The sequence below is a fragment of the Streptomyces sp. NPDC046870 genome, from assembly GCF_040704595.1.
Taxonomy (GTDB): domain Bacteria; phylum Actinomycetota; class Actinomycetes; order Streptomycetales; family Streptomycetaceae; genus Streptomyces; species Streptomyces argyrophylli.
The window spans coordinates 393,562-407,296 of sequence record NZ_JBEYXM010000002.1; the positions used below are offsets into that span (position 1 = coordinate 393,562).

The 13,735-nt window shown below is 70.7% G+C and carries 12 protein-coding genes; 7 read left to right on the forward strand and 5 right to left on the reverse strand.

What is annotated here, in order from left to right:
• Nucleotides 1-29 precede the first annotated feature (29 nt).
• Nucleotides 30-2,393, reverse strand: coding sequence for a transglycosylase domain-containing protein (locus AB0946_RS06220; RefSeq protein ID WP_366759425.1), 2,364 nt, complete (start codon nt 2,391-2,393; stop codon nt 30-32).
• Between the two features lie 271 nt (nt 2,394-2,664).
• Here AB0946_RS06220 and AB0946_RS06225 point away from each other — a divergent pair, with 271 nt between their 5' ends.
• The 5 genes from AB0946_RS06225 (at nt 2,665) to AB0946_RS06245 (ending at nt 7,438) form a co-directional block, all read left to right on the forward strand.
• Nucleotides 2,665-3,558 carry an SPFH domain-containing protein gene (locus tag AB0946_RS06225; RefSeq protein ID WP_366759812.1) on the forward strand — a complete coding sequence of 298 codons (894 nt, stop codon included), beginning with the start codon at nt 2,665-2,667 and terminating at the stop codon, nt 3,556-3,558.
• Nucleotides 3,555-3,800 (forward strand): hypothetical protein, encoded by a 246-nt coding sequence (locus AB0946_RS06230; RefSeq protein ID WP_366759426.1) that lies wholly within the window; start codon nt 3,555-3,557, stop codon nt 3,798-3,800. Before AB0946_RS06225 ends, AB0946_RS06230 begins: the two co-directional genes overlap by 4 nt.
• Nucleotides 3,801-3,894: 94 nt before the next feature.
• Nucleotides 3,895-4,422, forward strand: a complete 528-nt coding sequence (locus AB0946_RS06235; RefSeq protein WP_366759427.1) for a PadR family transcriptional regulator — start codon at nt 3,895-3,897, stop codon at nt 4,420-4,422.
• Nucleotides 4,419-5,108 (forward strand): ABC transporter ATP-binding protein, encoded by a 690-nt coding sequence (locus AB0946_RS06240; RefSeq protein WP_366759428.1) that lies wholly within the window; start codon nt 4,419-4,421, stop codon nt 5,106-5,108. The genes AB0946_RS06235 and AB0946_RS06240 overlap by 4 nt, the downstream gene beginning before the upstream one ends.
• Entirely contained in the window at nt 5,105-7,438 is a 2,334-nt protein-coding gene (locus tag AB0946_RS06245; protein WP_366759430.1) for an FtsX-like permease family protein, read from the forward strand. Before AB0946_RS06240 ends, AB0946_RS06245 begins: the two co-directional genes overlap by 4 nt.
• A 68-nt stretch (nt 7,439-7,506) precedes the next feature.
• On the opposite strand, the gene AB0946_RS06250 is transcribed toward AB0946_RS06245, so the two are convergent.
• Nucleotides 7,507-8,454, reverse strand: a complete 948-nt coding sequence (locus AB0946_RS06250; protein WP_366759431.1) for a LysR substrate-binding domain-containing protein — start codon at nt 8,452-8,454, stop codon at nt 7,507-7,509.
• A 133-nt stretch (nt 8,455-8,587) separates the two neighbouring features.
• Here AB0946_RS06250 and AB0946_RS06255 point away from each other — a divergent pair, with 133 nt between their 5' ends.
• Together AB0946_RS06255 and AB0946_RS06260 are read left to right on the forward strand one after the other, a co-directional pair.
• Complete coding sequence (locus AB0946_RS06255; protein ID WP_171153230.1) at nt 8,588-9,142, forward strand: peroxiredoxin; 555 nt, start codon at nt 8,588-8,590, stop codon at nt 9,140-9,142.
• A 3-nt stretch (nt 9,143-9,145) separates the two neighbouring features.
• The gene (locus AB0946_RS06260; protein ID WP_103815808.1) at nt 9,146-9,679 is read left to right on the forward strand and encodes an alkyl hydroperoxide reductase; all 534 of its coding nucleotides are present in this window, start codon (nt 9,146-9,148) and stop codon (nt 9,677-9,679) included.
• 21 nt (nt 9,680-9,700) lie between these two features.
• On the opposite strand, the gene AB0946_RS06265 is transcribed toward AB0946_RS06260, so the two are convergent.
• From AB0946_RS06265 to AB0946_RS06275, 3 genes are all read right to left on the reverse strand, one after another.
• Nucleotides 9,701-11,041, reverse strand: a complete 1,341-nt coding sequence (locus AB0946_RS06265; RefSeq protein ID WP_366759432.1) for an AI-2E family transporter — start codon at nt 11,039-11,041, stop codon at nt 9,701-9,703.
• A gap of 160 nt (nt 11,042-11,201) precedes the next feature.
• A complete protein-coding gene (locus tag AB0946_RS06270; RefSeq protein ID WP_366759433.1) occupies nt 11,202-11,927 on the reverse strand; it encodes a transglycosylase SLT domain-containing protein in 726 nt (241 codons plus the stop codon).
• 390 nt (nt 11,928-12,317) lie between these two features.
• The gene (locus AB0946_RS06275; RefSeq protein ID WP_366759434.1) at nt 12,318-13,643 is read right to left on the reverse strand and encodes a PhoH family protein; all 1,326 of its coding nucleotides are present in this window, start codon (nt 13,641-13,643) and stop codon (nt 12,318-12,320) included.
• Nucleotides 13,644-13,735: the final 92 nt, after the last annotated feature.

Here is a 13,735-nt window from a genome sequence, read left to right on the forward strand (position 1 = left end):
CGCCCGGTGTGACCGGGCGCCCTTCGCTGTCACGTCCCGCCCGGACCACGTTCTCCGGGCACGTGCTCCGGGTCGAGCGGGTTCTCCGGGCTGATCGACGTCGTCGGCGGCCCGCTCGTCGGGGTCTGGGTCGGGGTCTGGGTGGGCGTCTGGCTGGGGGTCTGGGTCGGCGTCTGCGAGGGCGTCTCGGTCGGCGTCTGCGACGGCGTCTGCGAGGGCGTCTCGGTCGGCGTCTGGGACGGCGTCCGGGTCGGGGTGTGCGTCCGGGTCGGCGTCTCGGTGGGCTCGACGGCCGCGCCCTGCGTGGTGTTCAGGTCGAACGAGGCCTTGTCGGTGACGCCGAAGGTGTACGTGGCCCAGATCTGCGCCGGGTAGCCGCCGCCGTTGATCCGGCCGGGCGGCGGGAGCAGGCCGGTCGCGCCCTTCATCGAGACGTGGGCCTTGGTCTTCGGGTCCTCGCCGAACAGGCCGACGGAGGTGACCAGGTCGGGGGTGTAGCCGGTGAACCAGGCCGACTTGTTCTCGTCGGAGGTACCGGTCTTGCCCGCCACCTGCTGGCCGTCGCGCAGCGGGTTGTCCGCCACGGACCGCTTGGCCGTTCCGTCGTCGACCACGCCGGTGAGCACCGAGGTGACCGTGTCGGCGGCCGTACGGCTGATCACCGAGCCGCCGACCGGGTTCGGCATGTCGACCGTGCGGCCCTTGTTCTCGGCCGACTTGATGACCGTCGGGGTCACCTTGTAGCCGTGGTTGGCGAAGGTGGCGTAGATCCCGGCCATCTCCAGGGGGCTGGCGCCCATCGAGCCGAGGGTCTGGGCGGGCACGGCCTGCATGCCCTTGGTGTTCATGCCGAGCTTGCCCGCCGTGCTCATGACCTTGTCCATGCCGACGTCCACGCCCATCTGCGCGAAGACGGAGTTGACGGACTTGTTCATCGCCTGCTGCACGGTGATCTTGTCGTAGTCGACGTCGTCCTCGTTCGGCGGGGCGAAGCCGACCTTGGCTCCGTGGTCCAGGACCTGGCGGCGGCTGGTGCCGTCGTAGACGGTGCTCGCGGTGATCGGCTTGCCGTCCTGGGTGGTGGCGTTCTGCTCCAGGGCGGCGGCGAGGATGACCGGCTTGAACGTGGACGCCGGCTGGTAGTCCCGGCGGGTGGCGTTGTCGAAGTAGTGCTTGTAGTAGTCCTGGCCGCCGTAGAGCGCGACGATCCTGCCCGTCTTGGGGTCGACGGAGACGGCGCCGGCCTGGATGGCGCCGTCGACCTTGCGCTTCTTCGGGTCGAGCTTGCCGGTCAGCTGGGTCTTGACGGCCTTCTCCAGCGCGGCCTGCTTCTTGCGGTCGATGTTGAGGGTGATGGTCCAGCCCTTGTCGACGACGGCGTTCTCCGCCTGGGACTGGGTCAGGCCCTCCTGCGCCATGAGCTGCTGCTCCAGCTGCTGGTTGGCGAGTTCGACCAGGTAGCCCTTCTGCCCGCCGAGGCCGGGGGCGCCCTTGGGCTCCTTCGGGTAGGGGAAGTGCAGGCCGTCCCGGTCGGTCTTGGAGAGCCAGCCCTCCTCGACCATGTTGTCCAGGACGTAGTTCCAGCGCTGGGTGACCAGCCGCTTGCCGGTCTTGGTGGCGACGGCCCAGTCGTACTGGCTGGGGGCCTGGAGCAGGGCGGCGAGGTAGGCGCCCTGGGCGACGCTGAGGTCCTGGGCGTCCACGTGGTAGTACGCCTGGGCGGCGGCCTGGATGCCGTAGGCGTTGCGGCCGTAGTAGCTGGTGTTGATGTAACCGGCGAGGATGTCGTCCTTGGACTTCTCGCGGTCCACCTTGAGCGAGATGACCAGTTCCTTCAGCTTGCGCGTGACGGTCTGGTCCTGGTTCAGGTAGTAGTTCTTGACGTACTGCTGGGTGATCGTGGAGCCGCCCTGCTTGCCCTTGCCGGACACCGTGTTGATCAGGCCGCGGGCGGTCCCGCGCAGGTCGACGCCGGAGTCGTGGTAGAAGCTCTTGTTCTCGGCGGCGACGAAGGTCAGCTGGACCTTGCGGGGCACCTTGGACAGGTCGACGATCTCGCGGTTGACCTCGCCCTTGCGGGCCAGGATCGTTCCGTCGCTGAACTTGTAGACGTTGCTCTGCTGCCGGGCGGCCGCGTTGCCCTCGGGGATGTCCACGTACAGGTACAGGCCGATGAAGCCCAGGATGCCGAGCAGGCACACGCCGAAGAAGGTCCCGAGGATCTTCTTCCAGCCGAATATCCGGCGTATGAGGCTCTTGGCGGGCTTGCCGGACGCGGGGGCGCCGCCGGAGGCGGCGGACGCGGTGCCGGGCGCGGGCGCGGAGCGGCGGCGCTTGGGTGCCGCGCGGTGGCCGCCGCGCTGTCGCGCTCGTCTCTCTTCCGCTCGTCCCATGGGTCCCTACGCTCGCTTCCGTCTCGGGGTCAGCTTCGAAAGCTAACACCCCCCTATATGACAAAGGGCGTCCGATCCGTTCTTTTACGGACGTGACAATCAGCACCCGCCCCAACGGAACCGACGGCTGTCACTGGTCCAGGGTTGCTCGGCGGCATAAAGTGATATCACTTGGATAGAAGCAAGCTAGGCACTACGAGCCAGGTACTACGACAACCGGGGGTCCCCTGTGTCCATATCCGAGCCGGCCGCCACCGCCGACGTCCCCGAGATGCCCGCGCCGCGGGTGCGGGAGTTCACCGCCCACAGCATCGGCGGGGGGCTCGCCCTGCTGCTCGGCCTGATCGGGCTCGGCGCCGCGGTCGCGCTGTTCGCGTCCTCCGGGGCGGCCCCCTCCGGCGGTGCCGAGGGCGGGCTCGTCGCCGCCGGCGTCGTCGTCCTGCTGGCGTCGGTCATCGGGATGCGCGGCCTGAACACCGTCGCGCCGGGCGAGGCCCGGGTCGTCCAGCTCTTCGGGCGCTACCGGGGCACGATCCGGCAGGACGGACTGCGCTGGGTCAACCCCTTCACCTCCCGGACCCGGATCTCCACCCGGGTGCGCAACCACGAGACCGCCGTACTGAAGGTCAACGACGCCTACGGCAACCCGATCGAGCTGGCCGCGGTCGTGGTGTGGAAGGTCCAGGACACCGCGCAGGCCACCTTCGAGGTGGACGACTTCGCCGAGTTCGTCGCCACGCAGACCGAGACGGCCGTGCGGCACATCGCCATCGAGTACCCGTACGACGCCCACGACGAGGACGGCCTGTCGCTGCGCGGCAACGCCGAGGAGATCACCGAGAAGCTGGCCGTGGAACTTCAGGCCCGGGTGGAGGCGGCCGGAGTGCGGATCATCGAGTCCCGCTTCACGCACCTCGCGTACGCTCCCGAGATCGCCTCGGCGATGCTCCAGCGGCAGCAGGCGGGGGCGGTCGTCGCGGCCCGCCGGCAGATCGTGGACGGCGCGGTCGGGATGGTCGAGGCGGCGCTGGCCCGGATCGCGGACGCGGACATCGTGGAGCTGGACGAGGAACGGAAGGCGGCGATGGTGTCGAACCTGATGGTGGTGCTCTGCGGGGACCGGGCCCCCCAGCCGGTCCTCAACACGGGGACGCTCTACCAGTGACGGACCCGGTGACGGACCCCTCGGGAACCCCGAAGCGCCGGCCGCGGCAGCGCAAGCAGGTGCTGCTGCGGCTGGACCCGCAGGTGTACGAGGCACTGGCCCGGTGGGCCGGGGACGAGCTGCGGTCGGCGAACGCGCAGATCGAGTTCCTGCTGCGGCGCGCCCTCGCGGAGGCGGGACGCCTGCCGAAGGACACCGGACCGCTGCCGCGGCGGGGCCGGCCGCCTGTGTCGGAACCGTGACAATCGGCCCCCACCTGCGGGGCCGTACCGCCCGCCACCCCTTCTGCACGGCGTGTATACATCCTGCGTATACACCGAGCGTAGAGTGCTGCCCATGTCCATCGGTCACACCCTTCTGGGACTCCTGGAGTCCGGCCCGCGTCACGGCTACGACCTCAAGCGGGCCTTCGACGAGAAGTTCGGTCACGACCGGCCGCTGCACTACGGCCAGGTCTACTCCACGATGTCCCGGCTGCTGAAGCACGGTCTCGTGGAAGTCGACGGGATCGAGGCCGGCGGCGGCCCCGAGCGCAAGCGCTACGCCATCACCGACGCCGGCGTCACCGACGTCGAACGCTGGCTCGCCACCCCGGAGAAGCCGGAGGAGTACCTCCAGTCGACCCTCTACACGAAGGTCATCCTCGCCCTGCTCACCCACCGCGACGCGACCGACATCCTCGACACGCAGCGGGCCGAGCACCTGCGCAGCATGCGGATCCTGACCGACCGCAAGCGCAAGGGCGACCTCGCGGACCAGCTGATCTGCGACCACGCCCTGTTCCACCTGGAGGCCGACCTGCGCTGGCTGGAACTGACCGCCGCGCGCCTCGACAAGCTGCGCGCGGAGGTGGTGGCCAAGTGACTCCCCCGCCCGGCACCCTGCTCGCCGCCGAGAACCTGCGCAAGGCCTACGGCCCGACGGTCGCGCTCGACGGCGCCGAGTTCTCCATCCACCCCGGCGAGGTCGTCGCCGTCATGGGGCCCTCCGGCTCCGGCAAGTCCACGCTGCTGCACTGCCTGGCCGGGATCGTGCCGCCCGACTCCGGCTCCATCACCTACGACGGCCGCGAACTGGCCGGCATGAGCGACGCCGGGCGCAGCGCCCTGCGCCGCAGCGAGTTCGGCTTCGTCTTCCAGTTCGGGCAGCTCGTCCCCGAGCTGACCTGCGTGGAGAACGTGGCGCTCCCGCTGCGCCTGAACGGCACCTCCCGCAAGGCGGCCGAGCGGGCCGCGCTGGGCTGGATGGAACGCCTGGAGGTGGACGACCTCAAGGACAAGCGGCCCGGCGAGGTCTCCGGTGGCCAGGGCCAGCGGGTCGCCGTGGCGCGGGCGCTCGTCACCGGGCCCCGGGTGCTGTTCGCCGACGAGCCGACCGGCGCGCTCGACTCCCTCAACGGCGAACGCGTGATGGAGCTGCTGACCGACGCGGCCCGCTCCACCAACGCCGCCGTGGTCCTGGTCACGCACGAGGCCCGGGTGGCCGCCTACTCCGACCGCGAGATCGTCGTACGCGACGGCAGGTCCCGCGACATGGAGCGGGCCATATGAACGTCCGCCAGTGGTGCAGAGACCTGGGCATGGGGGCCCGGTTCGCCCTCACCGGCGGACGCGAGGGCTGGGTCCGGATGCTGCTGACGGCGGTCGGCGTCGGCCTGGGCGTGGCCCTGCTGCTGCTGACGACGGCGCTGCCCAACGTGCTGACGGCCCGGCACCACCGCGAGGAGGCCCGCCAGGACCTCACCTACAACGCCCCCGTGCCGCCCAGGGGCGAGAACACCGTGCTGGTCGGCAACACCGACACCGAGTACCGCTCCAGGGACATCCGGGGCCGGCTGCTGGAGCCCGAGGGCAAGCGCGCGCCGCTGCCGCCCGGCGTCGGCCGCTTCCCGAAGAAGGGCGAGATGGTGGCCTCGCCCGCGCTGAAGGAGCTGCTCTCCTCGGACGGGGGCAGGCTCCTGCGGGAGCGGCTGCCGTTCCGGATCACCGGCACGATCGGCGAACCCGGGCTGATCGGCTCGCACGAACTGGCCTACTACGCCGGTGCCGAGGGCCTGAAGGTGACCGGGGACAGTTCGCGGGTGGTGCGGCTGACCGCGTTCGGCGACCCCCACCCGGTGACCGAGCGGACCGACCCGGTGCTCGTGCTGATGACGCTGGTCGTGTTCGTCGCCCTGCTGACGCCGGTCGGCGTCTTCATCGCCGCGGCCGTACGGTTCGGCGGCGAGCGGCGCGACCGCAGGCTGGCCGCGCTGCGGCTGGTGGGCTCCGACAGCCGGATGACCCGCCGGATCGCGGCGGGCGAGGCGCTGGCCGGGTCGCTGCTCGGACTGATCGTCGGCACGGTGTTCTTCCTGATCGGACGGCAGGCGGCGGGCTCGGTGGAGATCAGGGGGGAGAGCTTCTTCCCCAGCTACCTCGACCCCTCCCCCGCACTGGCCGCGCTGGTCGCGGTGGCGGTCCCGGCGGCCGCCGTACTGGTGACGCTGTTCGCCATGCGCGGGGTGGTCGTGGAACCGCTCGGCGTGGTGCGCACGGCCAAGCAGGCCCGGCGGCGCCTGTGGTGGCGGCTGCTGCTGCCGCTGGCGGGCCTCGCGATGCTGTACCCGATGATCGGCAAGGGCCGCTCGAACGGCGGCTTCAACCAGTACCTCGTCACCGGCGGTGTGCTGCTGCTCCTGGTCGGCGTCACCGCGCTGCTGCCCTGGCTGGTGGAGGCGTTCGTCACCCGGCTGGGCGCAGGCCCGGTCTCCTGGCAACTGGCCGTACGAAGGCTCCAGTTGAGCAGTGGTACGGCCGCCCGCATGGTCAACGGCATCGCGGTGGCGGTGGCCGGTGCCATCGCGCTGCAGATGCTGTTCGCGGGCTTGGAGGGCCAGTACACCAAGGACACCGGCCGCGACCCCCACCGGGCCTCGATGGAGGTCGACCTGTCGGACCGCTCCCGGCTGCCGCTGGCCGCCACCGAGCTGGCCCGCACCAAGGGCGTGCGGTCGTCGGTGGCCCTCTCCTTCGGCGGACTCGGCGACAAGCGCCGCGACCCCGGCACCACGGCGAACCTCACCGTCGGCGGCTGCACCGCGCTGCGCGAACTGGCCCACCTGCCGTCCTGCCGGGACGGTGACGTCTTCGTCCTGCCCGCTACGGCCGACGACGACGCCGCGCGGGCCCTCATGCGGCCGGGCCGGCACGGCTTCATCGACGCCACCTACTCCGGCAGTGAGCGCGGGCGGGAGATCCCCTGGACCGTGCCGGCCGGTCTGCGGCAGGTGACCGCCCGCAAGGACTCGCTCCGGTCCGACGTCACCGGTCTGCTGCTGACCCCGTCCGCGCTGCCCTCCGGGGCCGGGGCGACGCTGTACCACCAGGTCTTCGTCCGCCTCGACCTGTCCGTGCCGTACGCGGACGAGTACGTGCGGAACACGGCCGCACGGGTGGACCGCCTCTCCAGTGCCTGGCGCTGGGCGGCGACCGTCCAGTCCGACCAGTACGCCTCCCTGCGCACCGGACTGTTCCTCGGCGCGGTCTGTGTGCTGGCGCTGATCGGGGCGAGCCTGCTGGTCTCCCAGCTGGAGCAGTTGCGCGAGCGGCGCAAGCTGCTGTCGTCACTGCTCGCCTTCGGCACCCGGCGCCGCACACTCGGCCTTTCGGTGCTGTGGCAGACGGCCGTGCCGATCACGCTCGGTCTGCTGCTGGCCGCGACGGTGGGCCTGACCCTCGGTACGGTCCTGCTGAAGCTGGCGGCGACCCCGGTCTCCGTGGACTGGGCGAGCGTGCTGTCCCTGACCGGCGCCGGCGCGGCGGTGGTCCTCGCGGTCACCCTGCTGAGCCTGCCGCCGCTGGTGCGGATGATGCGGCCGGAGGGCCTGCGTACGGAGTGAGTCCGCCGTCGGCCGGCCGCGGCACCGCCGTGGCCGGCCGCGCGCTTCCCCGCGCCCCTGCGGGGCACTCAGCCCTCCAGCACCCTGACGGGCAGCGCCCGCAGCGCCTCCCGCAACGCCCCCGCCAGCTCCTCGTACTCCGCGGCGCGAGCCGCCCCCGCGCGCATCGCGAACGCGACCCGGCGGCTGGGGGCCGGCTCGGCGAAGTACCCGGTCAGCAGTTGGCTGCTGCGGGTGGTCTCCAGCTTCAGCGCGGTGCGCGGGAGCAGCGTGCAGCCGAGTCCGCCGGCCACCAGCTGGACCAGCGTGGACAGGCCGGCGGCCGTGGTGGTGACCGGCGCGTCCTCCCGGCCGGCCTCCCGGCAGATGTCCAGCGCCTGGTCGCGCAGGCAGTGGCCCTCGTCCAGGAGGAGCAGGTTCAGCTCCCGCAACGCCTCGCGCGGGATGCCCTCCCGGCCGCCGAGCCAGTGGCCGAGCGGGGTGACGAGCACGAAGTCCTCGTCGAAGAGGGGGAGTTCGACGACCCCGGGGACACCGAGCGGCACGGCCAGCAACAGCAGGTCGAGCCGCCCGGAGTTCAGTCCCTCGACCAGGGTGGCCGTCTGCTCCTCGTGCACCTGGAGGTCGAGGTGCGGGTAGCGGTCGTGGACGAGCCGCAGCACGGCCGGCAGCAGGTACGGGGCCACCGTGGGGATCACCCCGAGGCGCAGCACGCCCGTGAAGGGCGCCCGGACCGCCTCGGCCTCCTCCAGCAGCGCGCCCACCGCGTCCAGCACCGCCTTGGCCCGCACCGCCAGCCGCTCCCCCGCGGGCGAGAGCAGCACCTTGCGGGTCGTACGCTCGAGGAGGGTCACCCCGAGCGTCTCCTCCAGGGCCGAGACCGCACCCGAGAGGGCGGGCTGACTCATCCCGATGGCCGCCGCGGCGTCCCGGAAGTGCAGATGCTCGGCCACGGCGGCGAACGCCCGCAGCTGCGCCAGGCTCGGTTGCCGGCGCTTGCCGTTGCTCACGGTCACTGATAACTACCTCCGATCAACCTGACCGAGTGTAGCTATTTCACTAATCAATGCACCCTGTGCCACCATCGATCACGTCCAACCCATGGGAAACAACCCCAAAAGGGCAGTTTCTTCGCTGCAAGGAGAGCGCGTGCTCACTGTCGGTGACAAGTTCCCCGAGTTCGATCTGACCGCCTGCGTCTCGCTGGAGAAGGGCAAGGAGTTCGAGCAGATCAACCACAAGTCCTACGAGGGCAAGTGGCTCGTGGTCTTCGCCTGGCCCAAGGACTTCACGTTCGTGTGCCCGACCGAGATCGCCGCGTTCGGGAAGCTGAACGACGAGTTCGCCGACCGCGACGCCCAGATCCTCGGCTTCTCGGGTGACTCCGAGTTCGTCCACCACGCCTGGCGCAAGGACCACCCGGACCTGACCGACCTGCCGTTCCCGATGATGGCGGACCCCAAGCACGAGCTGATGCGCGACCTCGGCATCGAGGGCGAGGACGGCTACGCCCAGCGCGCCGTCTTCGTCGTGGACCCGAACCACGAGATCCAGTTCACGATGGTCACCGCCGGTTCCGTGGGCCGCAACCCCAAGGAGGTCCTGCGGGTCCTGGACGCCCTGCAGACCGACGAGCTGTGCCCCTGCAACTGGACCAAGGGCGAGCAGACCCTCGACCCGGTCGCGCTGCTGGCTGGTGAGTGACCCGTGTCGCTCGACTCCCTGAAGTCCCGTATCCCGGACTACGCCAAGGACCTGAAGCTCAACCTGGGCTCGGTCATCGGCAACTCGGACCTGCCCGCGCAGCAGCTGTGGGGCACGGTGCTGGCGACCGCCATCGCCTCCCGTTCCCCGATCGTGCTGCGTGAGCTGGAGCCGGAGGCGAAGGCGAACCTCTCGCCGGAGGCGTACCAGGCCGCCAAGTCGGCCGCCGCCATCATGGCGATGAACAACGTCTTCTACCGCACCCGGCACCTGCTGTCCGACCACGAGTACGGCACCCTGCGCGCGGGCCTGCGGATGAACGTCATCGGCAACCCCGGCGTGGAGAAGGTCGACTTCGAGCTGTGGTCGTTCGCGGTCTCCGCGATCAACGGCTGTGGCATGTGCCTGGACTCGCACGAGCAGGTGCTGCGCAAGGCCGGTGTGGAGCGCGAGACCGTCCAGGAGGCGTTCAAGATCGCCTCCGTGGTGCAGGCGGTCGGTGTCACCCTGGACGCCGAGGCCGTGCTGGCCGAATAGGCCGTACGCCGAGGACCCCGCTCACTCCTGGTGGGCGGGGTCCTCGGCGTTCCGGGGCACTTCCTCCTCCTCCGCGGGCTCGGCCGCGGTGTCGTGCTGCGCCTCCTGCGAATACTGCCGCAGGTACCCCACCACCGTGTTCGTGACCGCCACCAGCGGTACGGCCACCACCGCCCCGCCGATGCCGGCCACCATGCCGCCGGCGGCCACGGTCAGGACGACCGCCAGCGGGTGCACCCGGACCGCGCGGCCCAGGATGAAGGGCTGCAGGACGTGCCCCTCGATCTGCTGCACCGCGAGGACGACGACGAGGGTCATGACGGCGGTGAAGACGCCCTGGGTGACCAGCGCCACGATCACCGCGAGCGCGCCGGAGGCGACCGCGCCGACCAGCGGGATGAACGAGAACAGGAAGATGAACACGGCCAGCGGGACGGCCATGGGCACGTCCAGGAAGTAGATGCCGATGCCGATGAAGATGGCGTCGATGAGGGCGACCAGGACCGTGCCGCGCACGTAGGCGGTCAGGGTGCGCCAGGCGCGCGGGCCGGCGCCGGCCACGCCCGGACGGGCGGCGGCGGGCACCAGCTTCAGGAACCACTGCCAGATGCGCTTGCCGTCGTAGAGCAGGAACAGCGTCGAGAAGAACACCAGCAGGATGCCGGTGAGGGCCTCCACGATGACCTGGACGCCCTCCAGGCCGGCGGACGTTATCTGGTCGGCGTTGGCGCCGATCGCCTCACGGAGGTTCTTGGCGATCTGGTTGATCTGCTTGTCGGTGACGTGGAAGGGGCTCTTCAGCAGCCAGTTGCGCAGGTCGTCGATGCCGCTCTGGATCTGGTTGGAGAGCGTGTCGATGTTCTCCATGACCTGCCAGGTCACGAACCAGCCCATCAGGCCGATGACGACGAAGCCGCTGATGGCGGTGAGCGCGGTGGCCGGGCCGCGCGGCACCCCGCGCCGGGTGAGCCGGGCGACCGTCGGCTGGAGCAGCGCGGTGACCAGCAGGGCGATGACGAAGGCGAACACGACGAGCTGGATGGCGCTGATGACCCGCATCAGCACCCAGACCGTGCCGGCCAGCACCAGCAGCCGCCAGCCCGCCTCGGCGGCGACCCGGACGCCCCACGGCACGGCCTGGGCCGGATCGGGGCGGGGACCGGACGGCACCGCGGGCCGGCGGGCGGGCGCGGCCGAGGCGGCGGACGCCCCGGCCGGCCGCGCGGCGGGGGCGGCGGACTCGACGGCCTCGGTGTCCACGCCGTGCTCCTTCTCCACCTCGGCGCGGCGCTCGTCCAGACGCTCGCTCATCTCGGTGAGACCGGCCCCCAGCCGGCCGAGCCACCCTGGCACTCGCGACATGATCCGTCCTCTTCCCCCGCGTCCCCGGGTGCTCGCCACCACTCCCCCGCTGGAGTCGTTCGGATACGACCGTACAGGGCGAAAGCCCCTCCCCTGAGGACGGGGAGGGGCTGCGCGAGGTTGAGAGGGCACCGCGAAGGCCGCTGTGCCGGCAGAGCGCTCAGTACCAGTGGTTGGCCTGCCAGAACGACCAGGCCTGGCAGGGGCTGCCGTACCGGCTGTTCATGTAGTTGAGGCCCCACTTGATCTGGGTGGCCGGGTTGGTCTGCCAGTCGGCGCCGACGGAGGACATCTTGGAGCCGGGCAGGGCCTGGAAGAGACCGTAGGCACCGGAGGAGGCGTTCACCGCGCGGTAGTTCCAGCTGGACTCGTGGTCCACGATGTTGCTGAAGCACTGGAACTGGCCGCCGCCCACCATCTGGCGCGCCATCGCCTGGATCTGCGCGACGGTGTAGCTGCTCTGGACCGGGAAGCCGGAGGAGTCGCGGACGTCGGTGCCACGGCTGGCCGCGGTCTTCGCCTCGGCGCGCTCCTTGGCCTCCTTGGCCTCCTTGGCCGCCTTCTCGGCGAGCTCCTTCTTGGCGATCGCCGTCTCGGCGGCGGCCTTGCGGGCCGCTTCCTCGGCGTCCTTCTTGGCGCTCACGTCCGCGGCGATGGCCTGCGCGTCGGCCTGCTGCGTCAGGGACGCGGTCTGCACCTGCGCCTGCTGACCCGCGGGTATGTCGGCCAGGAGCGTGGTGTCGGCTGCCGTCGCCTCGGCGTCGTTGGTCTGCGCGGTGCTGCCCGAGGCAACGCCGACGACGCTTCCGACAGCGGTGACCGCGGTGGCGGAGGCCACTGCGAATCCCCGGACCGAAATCCGGCTCACACGGTTTCCTTCCAGCATCGCCCGCTTCGGTGACCCTGGCGGACGCGATCGTGCCCCTGACACTGGCCTCCCAACTGCGGGGTCACGGGAGGCGCGGGCCCGGTGGGCAACTCCCCCGAAGGGAGCGCCGCGTGGTGCGCGGGCGGCATACGACGAACTCTATGGAGTTGGTGGTGCCCAAGGGCTGCTCTACCGCTGGGGGTACAGCTGTGTCGTATGCGGGGCCTGACAGGAACGAGACTCTGCCGTAACCGGACGCCGCGTGGCAATTCTGTGTTGCGTGTGAAAGCTCACATCCCGTTTGGCCCTGGGGATTTCAGGAAAGCTCCACGCACGCAGGCGCCGCCCGGCTAGGCTCGTGGCCTTTGCCGGACGGCGCCAACAGCCGTCACCCGTATGCGAGATGCGTCAGATGTGGCCGTCCTCCAGCATTTCGGTCACAAGCGCCGCAATCTGGGACCTCTCGGAACGCGTCAGCGTGACGTGGGCGAAGAGCGGGTGCCCCTTCAGTTTCTCCACCACGGCGACGACGCCGTCGTAGCGTCCTACGCGCAGATTGTCCCGCTGCGCCACGTCATGCGTGAGAACGACACGCGAATTGGCGCCGATCCGGGACAGAACGGTCAGCAGGACGTTCTTCTCCAGGGACTGCGCCTCGTCCACGATCACGAACGCGTCGTGCAGCGAGCGCCCGCGGATGTGGGTCAGCGGCAGGACCTCCAGCATCCCGCGCGCGGTGACCTCCTCGATGACCTCCCGGCTGGTGACCGCCGACAGGGTGTCGAAGACGGCCTGGGCCCACGGGCTCATCTTCTCCGCCTCGGTGCCCGGCAGATAGCCCAGTTCCTGCCCGCCGACCGCGTACAGCGGACGGAAGACCATCACCTTCTGGTGCTGGCGGCGCTCCAGGACCGCCTCCAGGCCCGCGCACAGCGCCAGCGCCGACTTGCCGGTGCCGGCCCGGCCGCCCATCGAGACGATGCCGACGTCCGGGTCGAGCAGCAGGTCGAGGGCGATGCGCTGCTCGGCGCTGCGGCCCTTGATGCCGAACGCCTCCCGGTCGCCGCGCACCAGCCGGACGTTGCCGTCGGCGGTGACCCGGCCGAGCGCCTTGCCGCGCTCGGACTGGATGGTCAGGCCGGTGTGCACGGGGAGGTCGGCCGCCTCCGGGACGTACACGTGCCCTTCCTCGAAGAGGATGTCCACCTGCTCGCCCGGCAGGGTGAGTTCGGTCATCCCGGTCCAGCCGGAGTTCTCCGTGATGGCCAGTTCGGCCCGGTACTCCTCGGCGAGGAGGCCGACCGAGGACGCCTTGATCCTGAGCGGCAGGTCCTTCGACACGACGGTGACGTCGAACCCCTCGGCCTGCAGGTTGCGGGCCACCGCGAGGATGCGCGAGTCGTTGTCCCCCAGGCGGTAGCCGGTGGGCAGCACGCTGGGGTCCGAGTGGTTGAGCTCGACCCGGACCGTCCCGCCCAGTTCCCCGATCGGGATGGGGGCGTCGAGGCGACCGTGCTTCACCCGGTAGTCGTCCAGCAGGCGCAGCGCCTGGCGGGCGAAGTAGCCGAGTTCCGGATGGTGCCGCTTGGCCTCCAGCTCCGTGACCACCACGATGGGGAGCACGACCTCGTGCTCGTCGAAGCGGGACAGGGCGTTCGGGTCGGCCAGCAGGACGCTGGTGTCGAGAACATACGTGCGCCGGTCGGGCTTGTGGCGCTTTGTGCTGGTCACCACGGAAGGACGTACCCCCTCGGATGAGGTCGGGGAGCGACGAAGTGATGCTGGACCGGTGTCCGGCCCCCGCGTACGGCGGGCCGTGAACCGGC

Bases quoted from the DNA above. Each gene is read 5' to 3' on its own strand.
- AB0946_RS06235 (WP_366759427.1), top strand. From the start codon at position 3,895: ATGTCCATCGGTCACACCCTTCTGGGACTCCTGGAGTCCGGCCCGCGT.
- AB0946_RS06245 (WP_366759430.1), top strand. From the start codon at position 5,105: ATGAACGTCCGCCAGTGGTGCAGAGACCTGGGCATGGGGGCCCGGTTC.
- AB0946_RS06265 (WP_366759432.1), bottom strand. From the start codon at position 11,041: ATGTCGCGAGTGCCAGGGTGGCTCGGCCGGCTGGGGGCCGGTCTCACC.
- AB0946_RS06225 (WP_366759812.1), top strand. From the start codon at position 2,665: ATGCCCGCGCCGCGGGTGCGGGAGTTCACCGCCCACAGCATCGGCGGG.
- AB0946_RS06220 (WP_366759425.1), bottom strand. From the start codon at position 2,393: ATGGGACGAGCGGAAGAGAGACGAGCGCGACAGCGCGGCGGCCACCGC.
- AB0946_RS06270 (WP_366759433.1), bottom strand. From the start codon at position 11,927: ATGCTGGAAGGAAACCGTGTGAGCCGGATTTCGGTCCGGGGATTCGCA.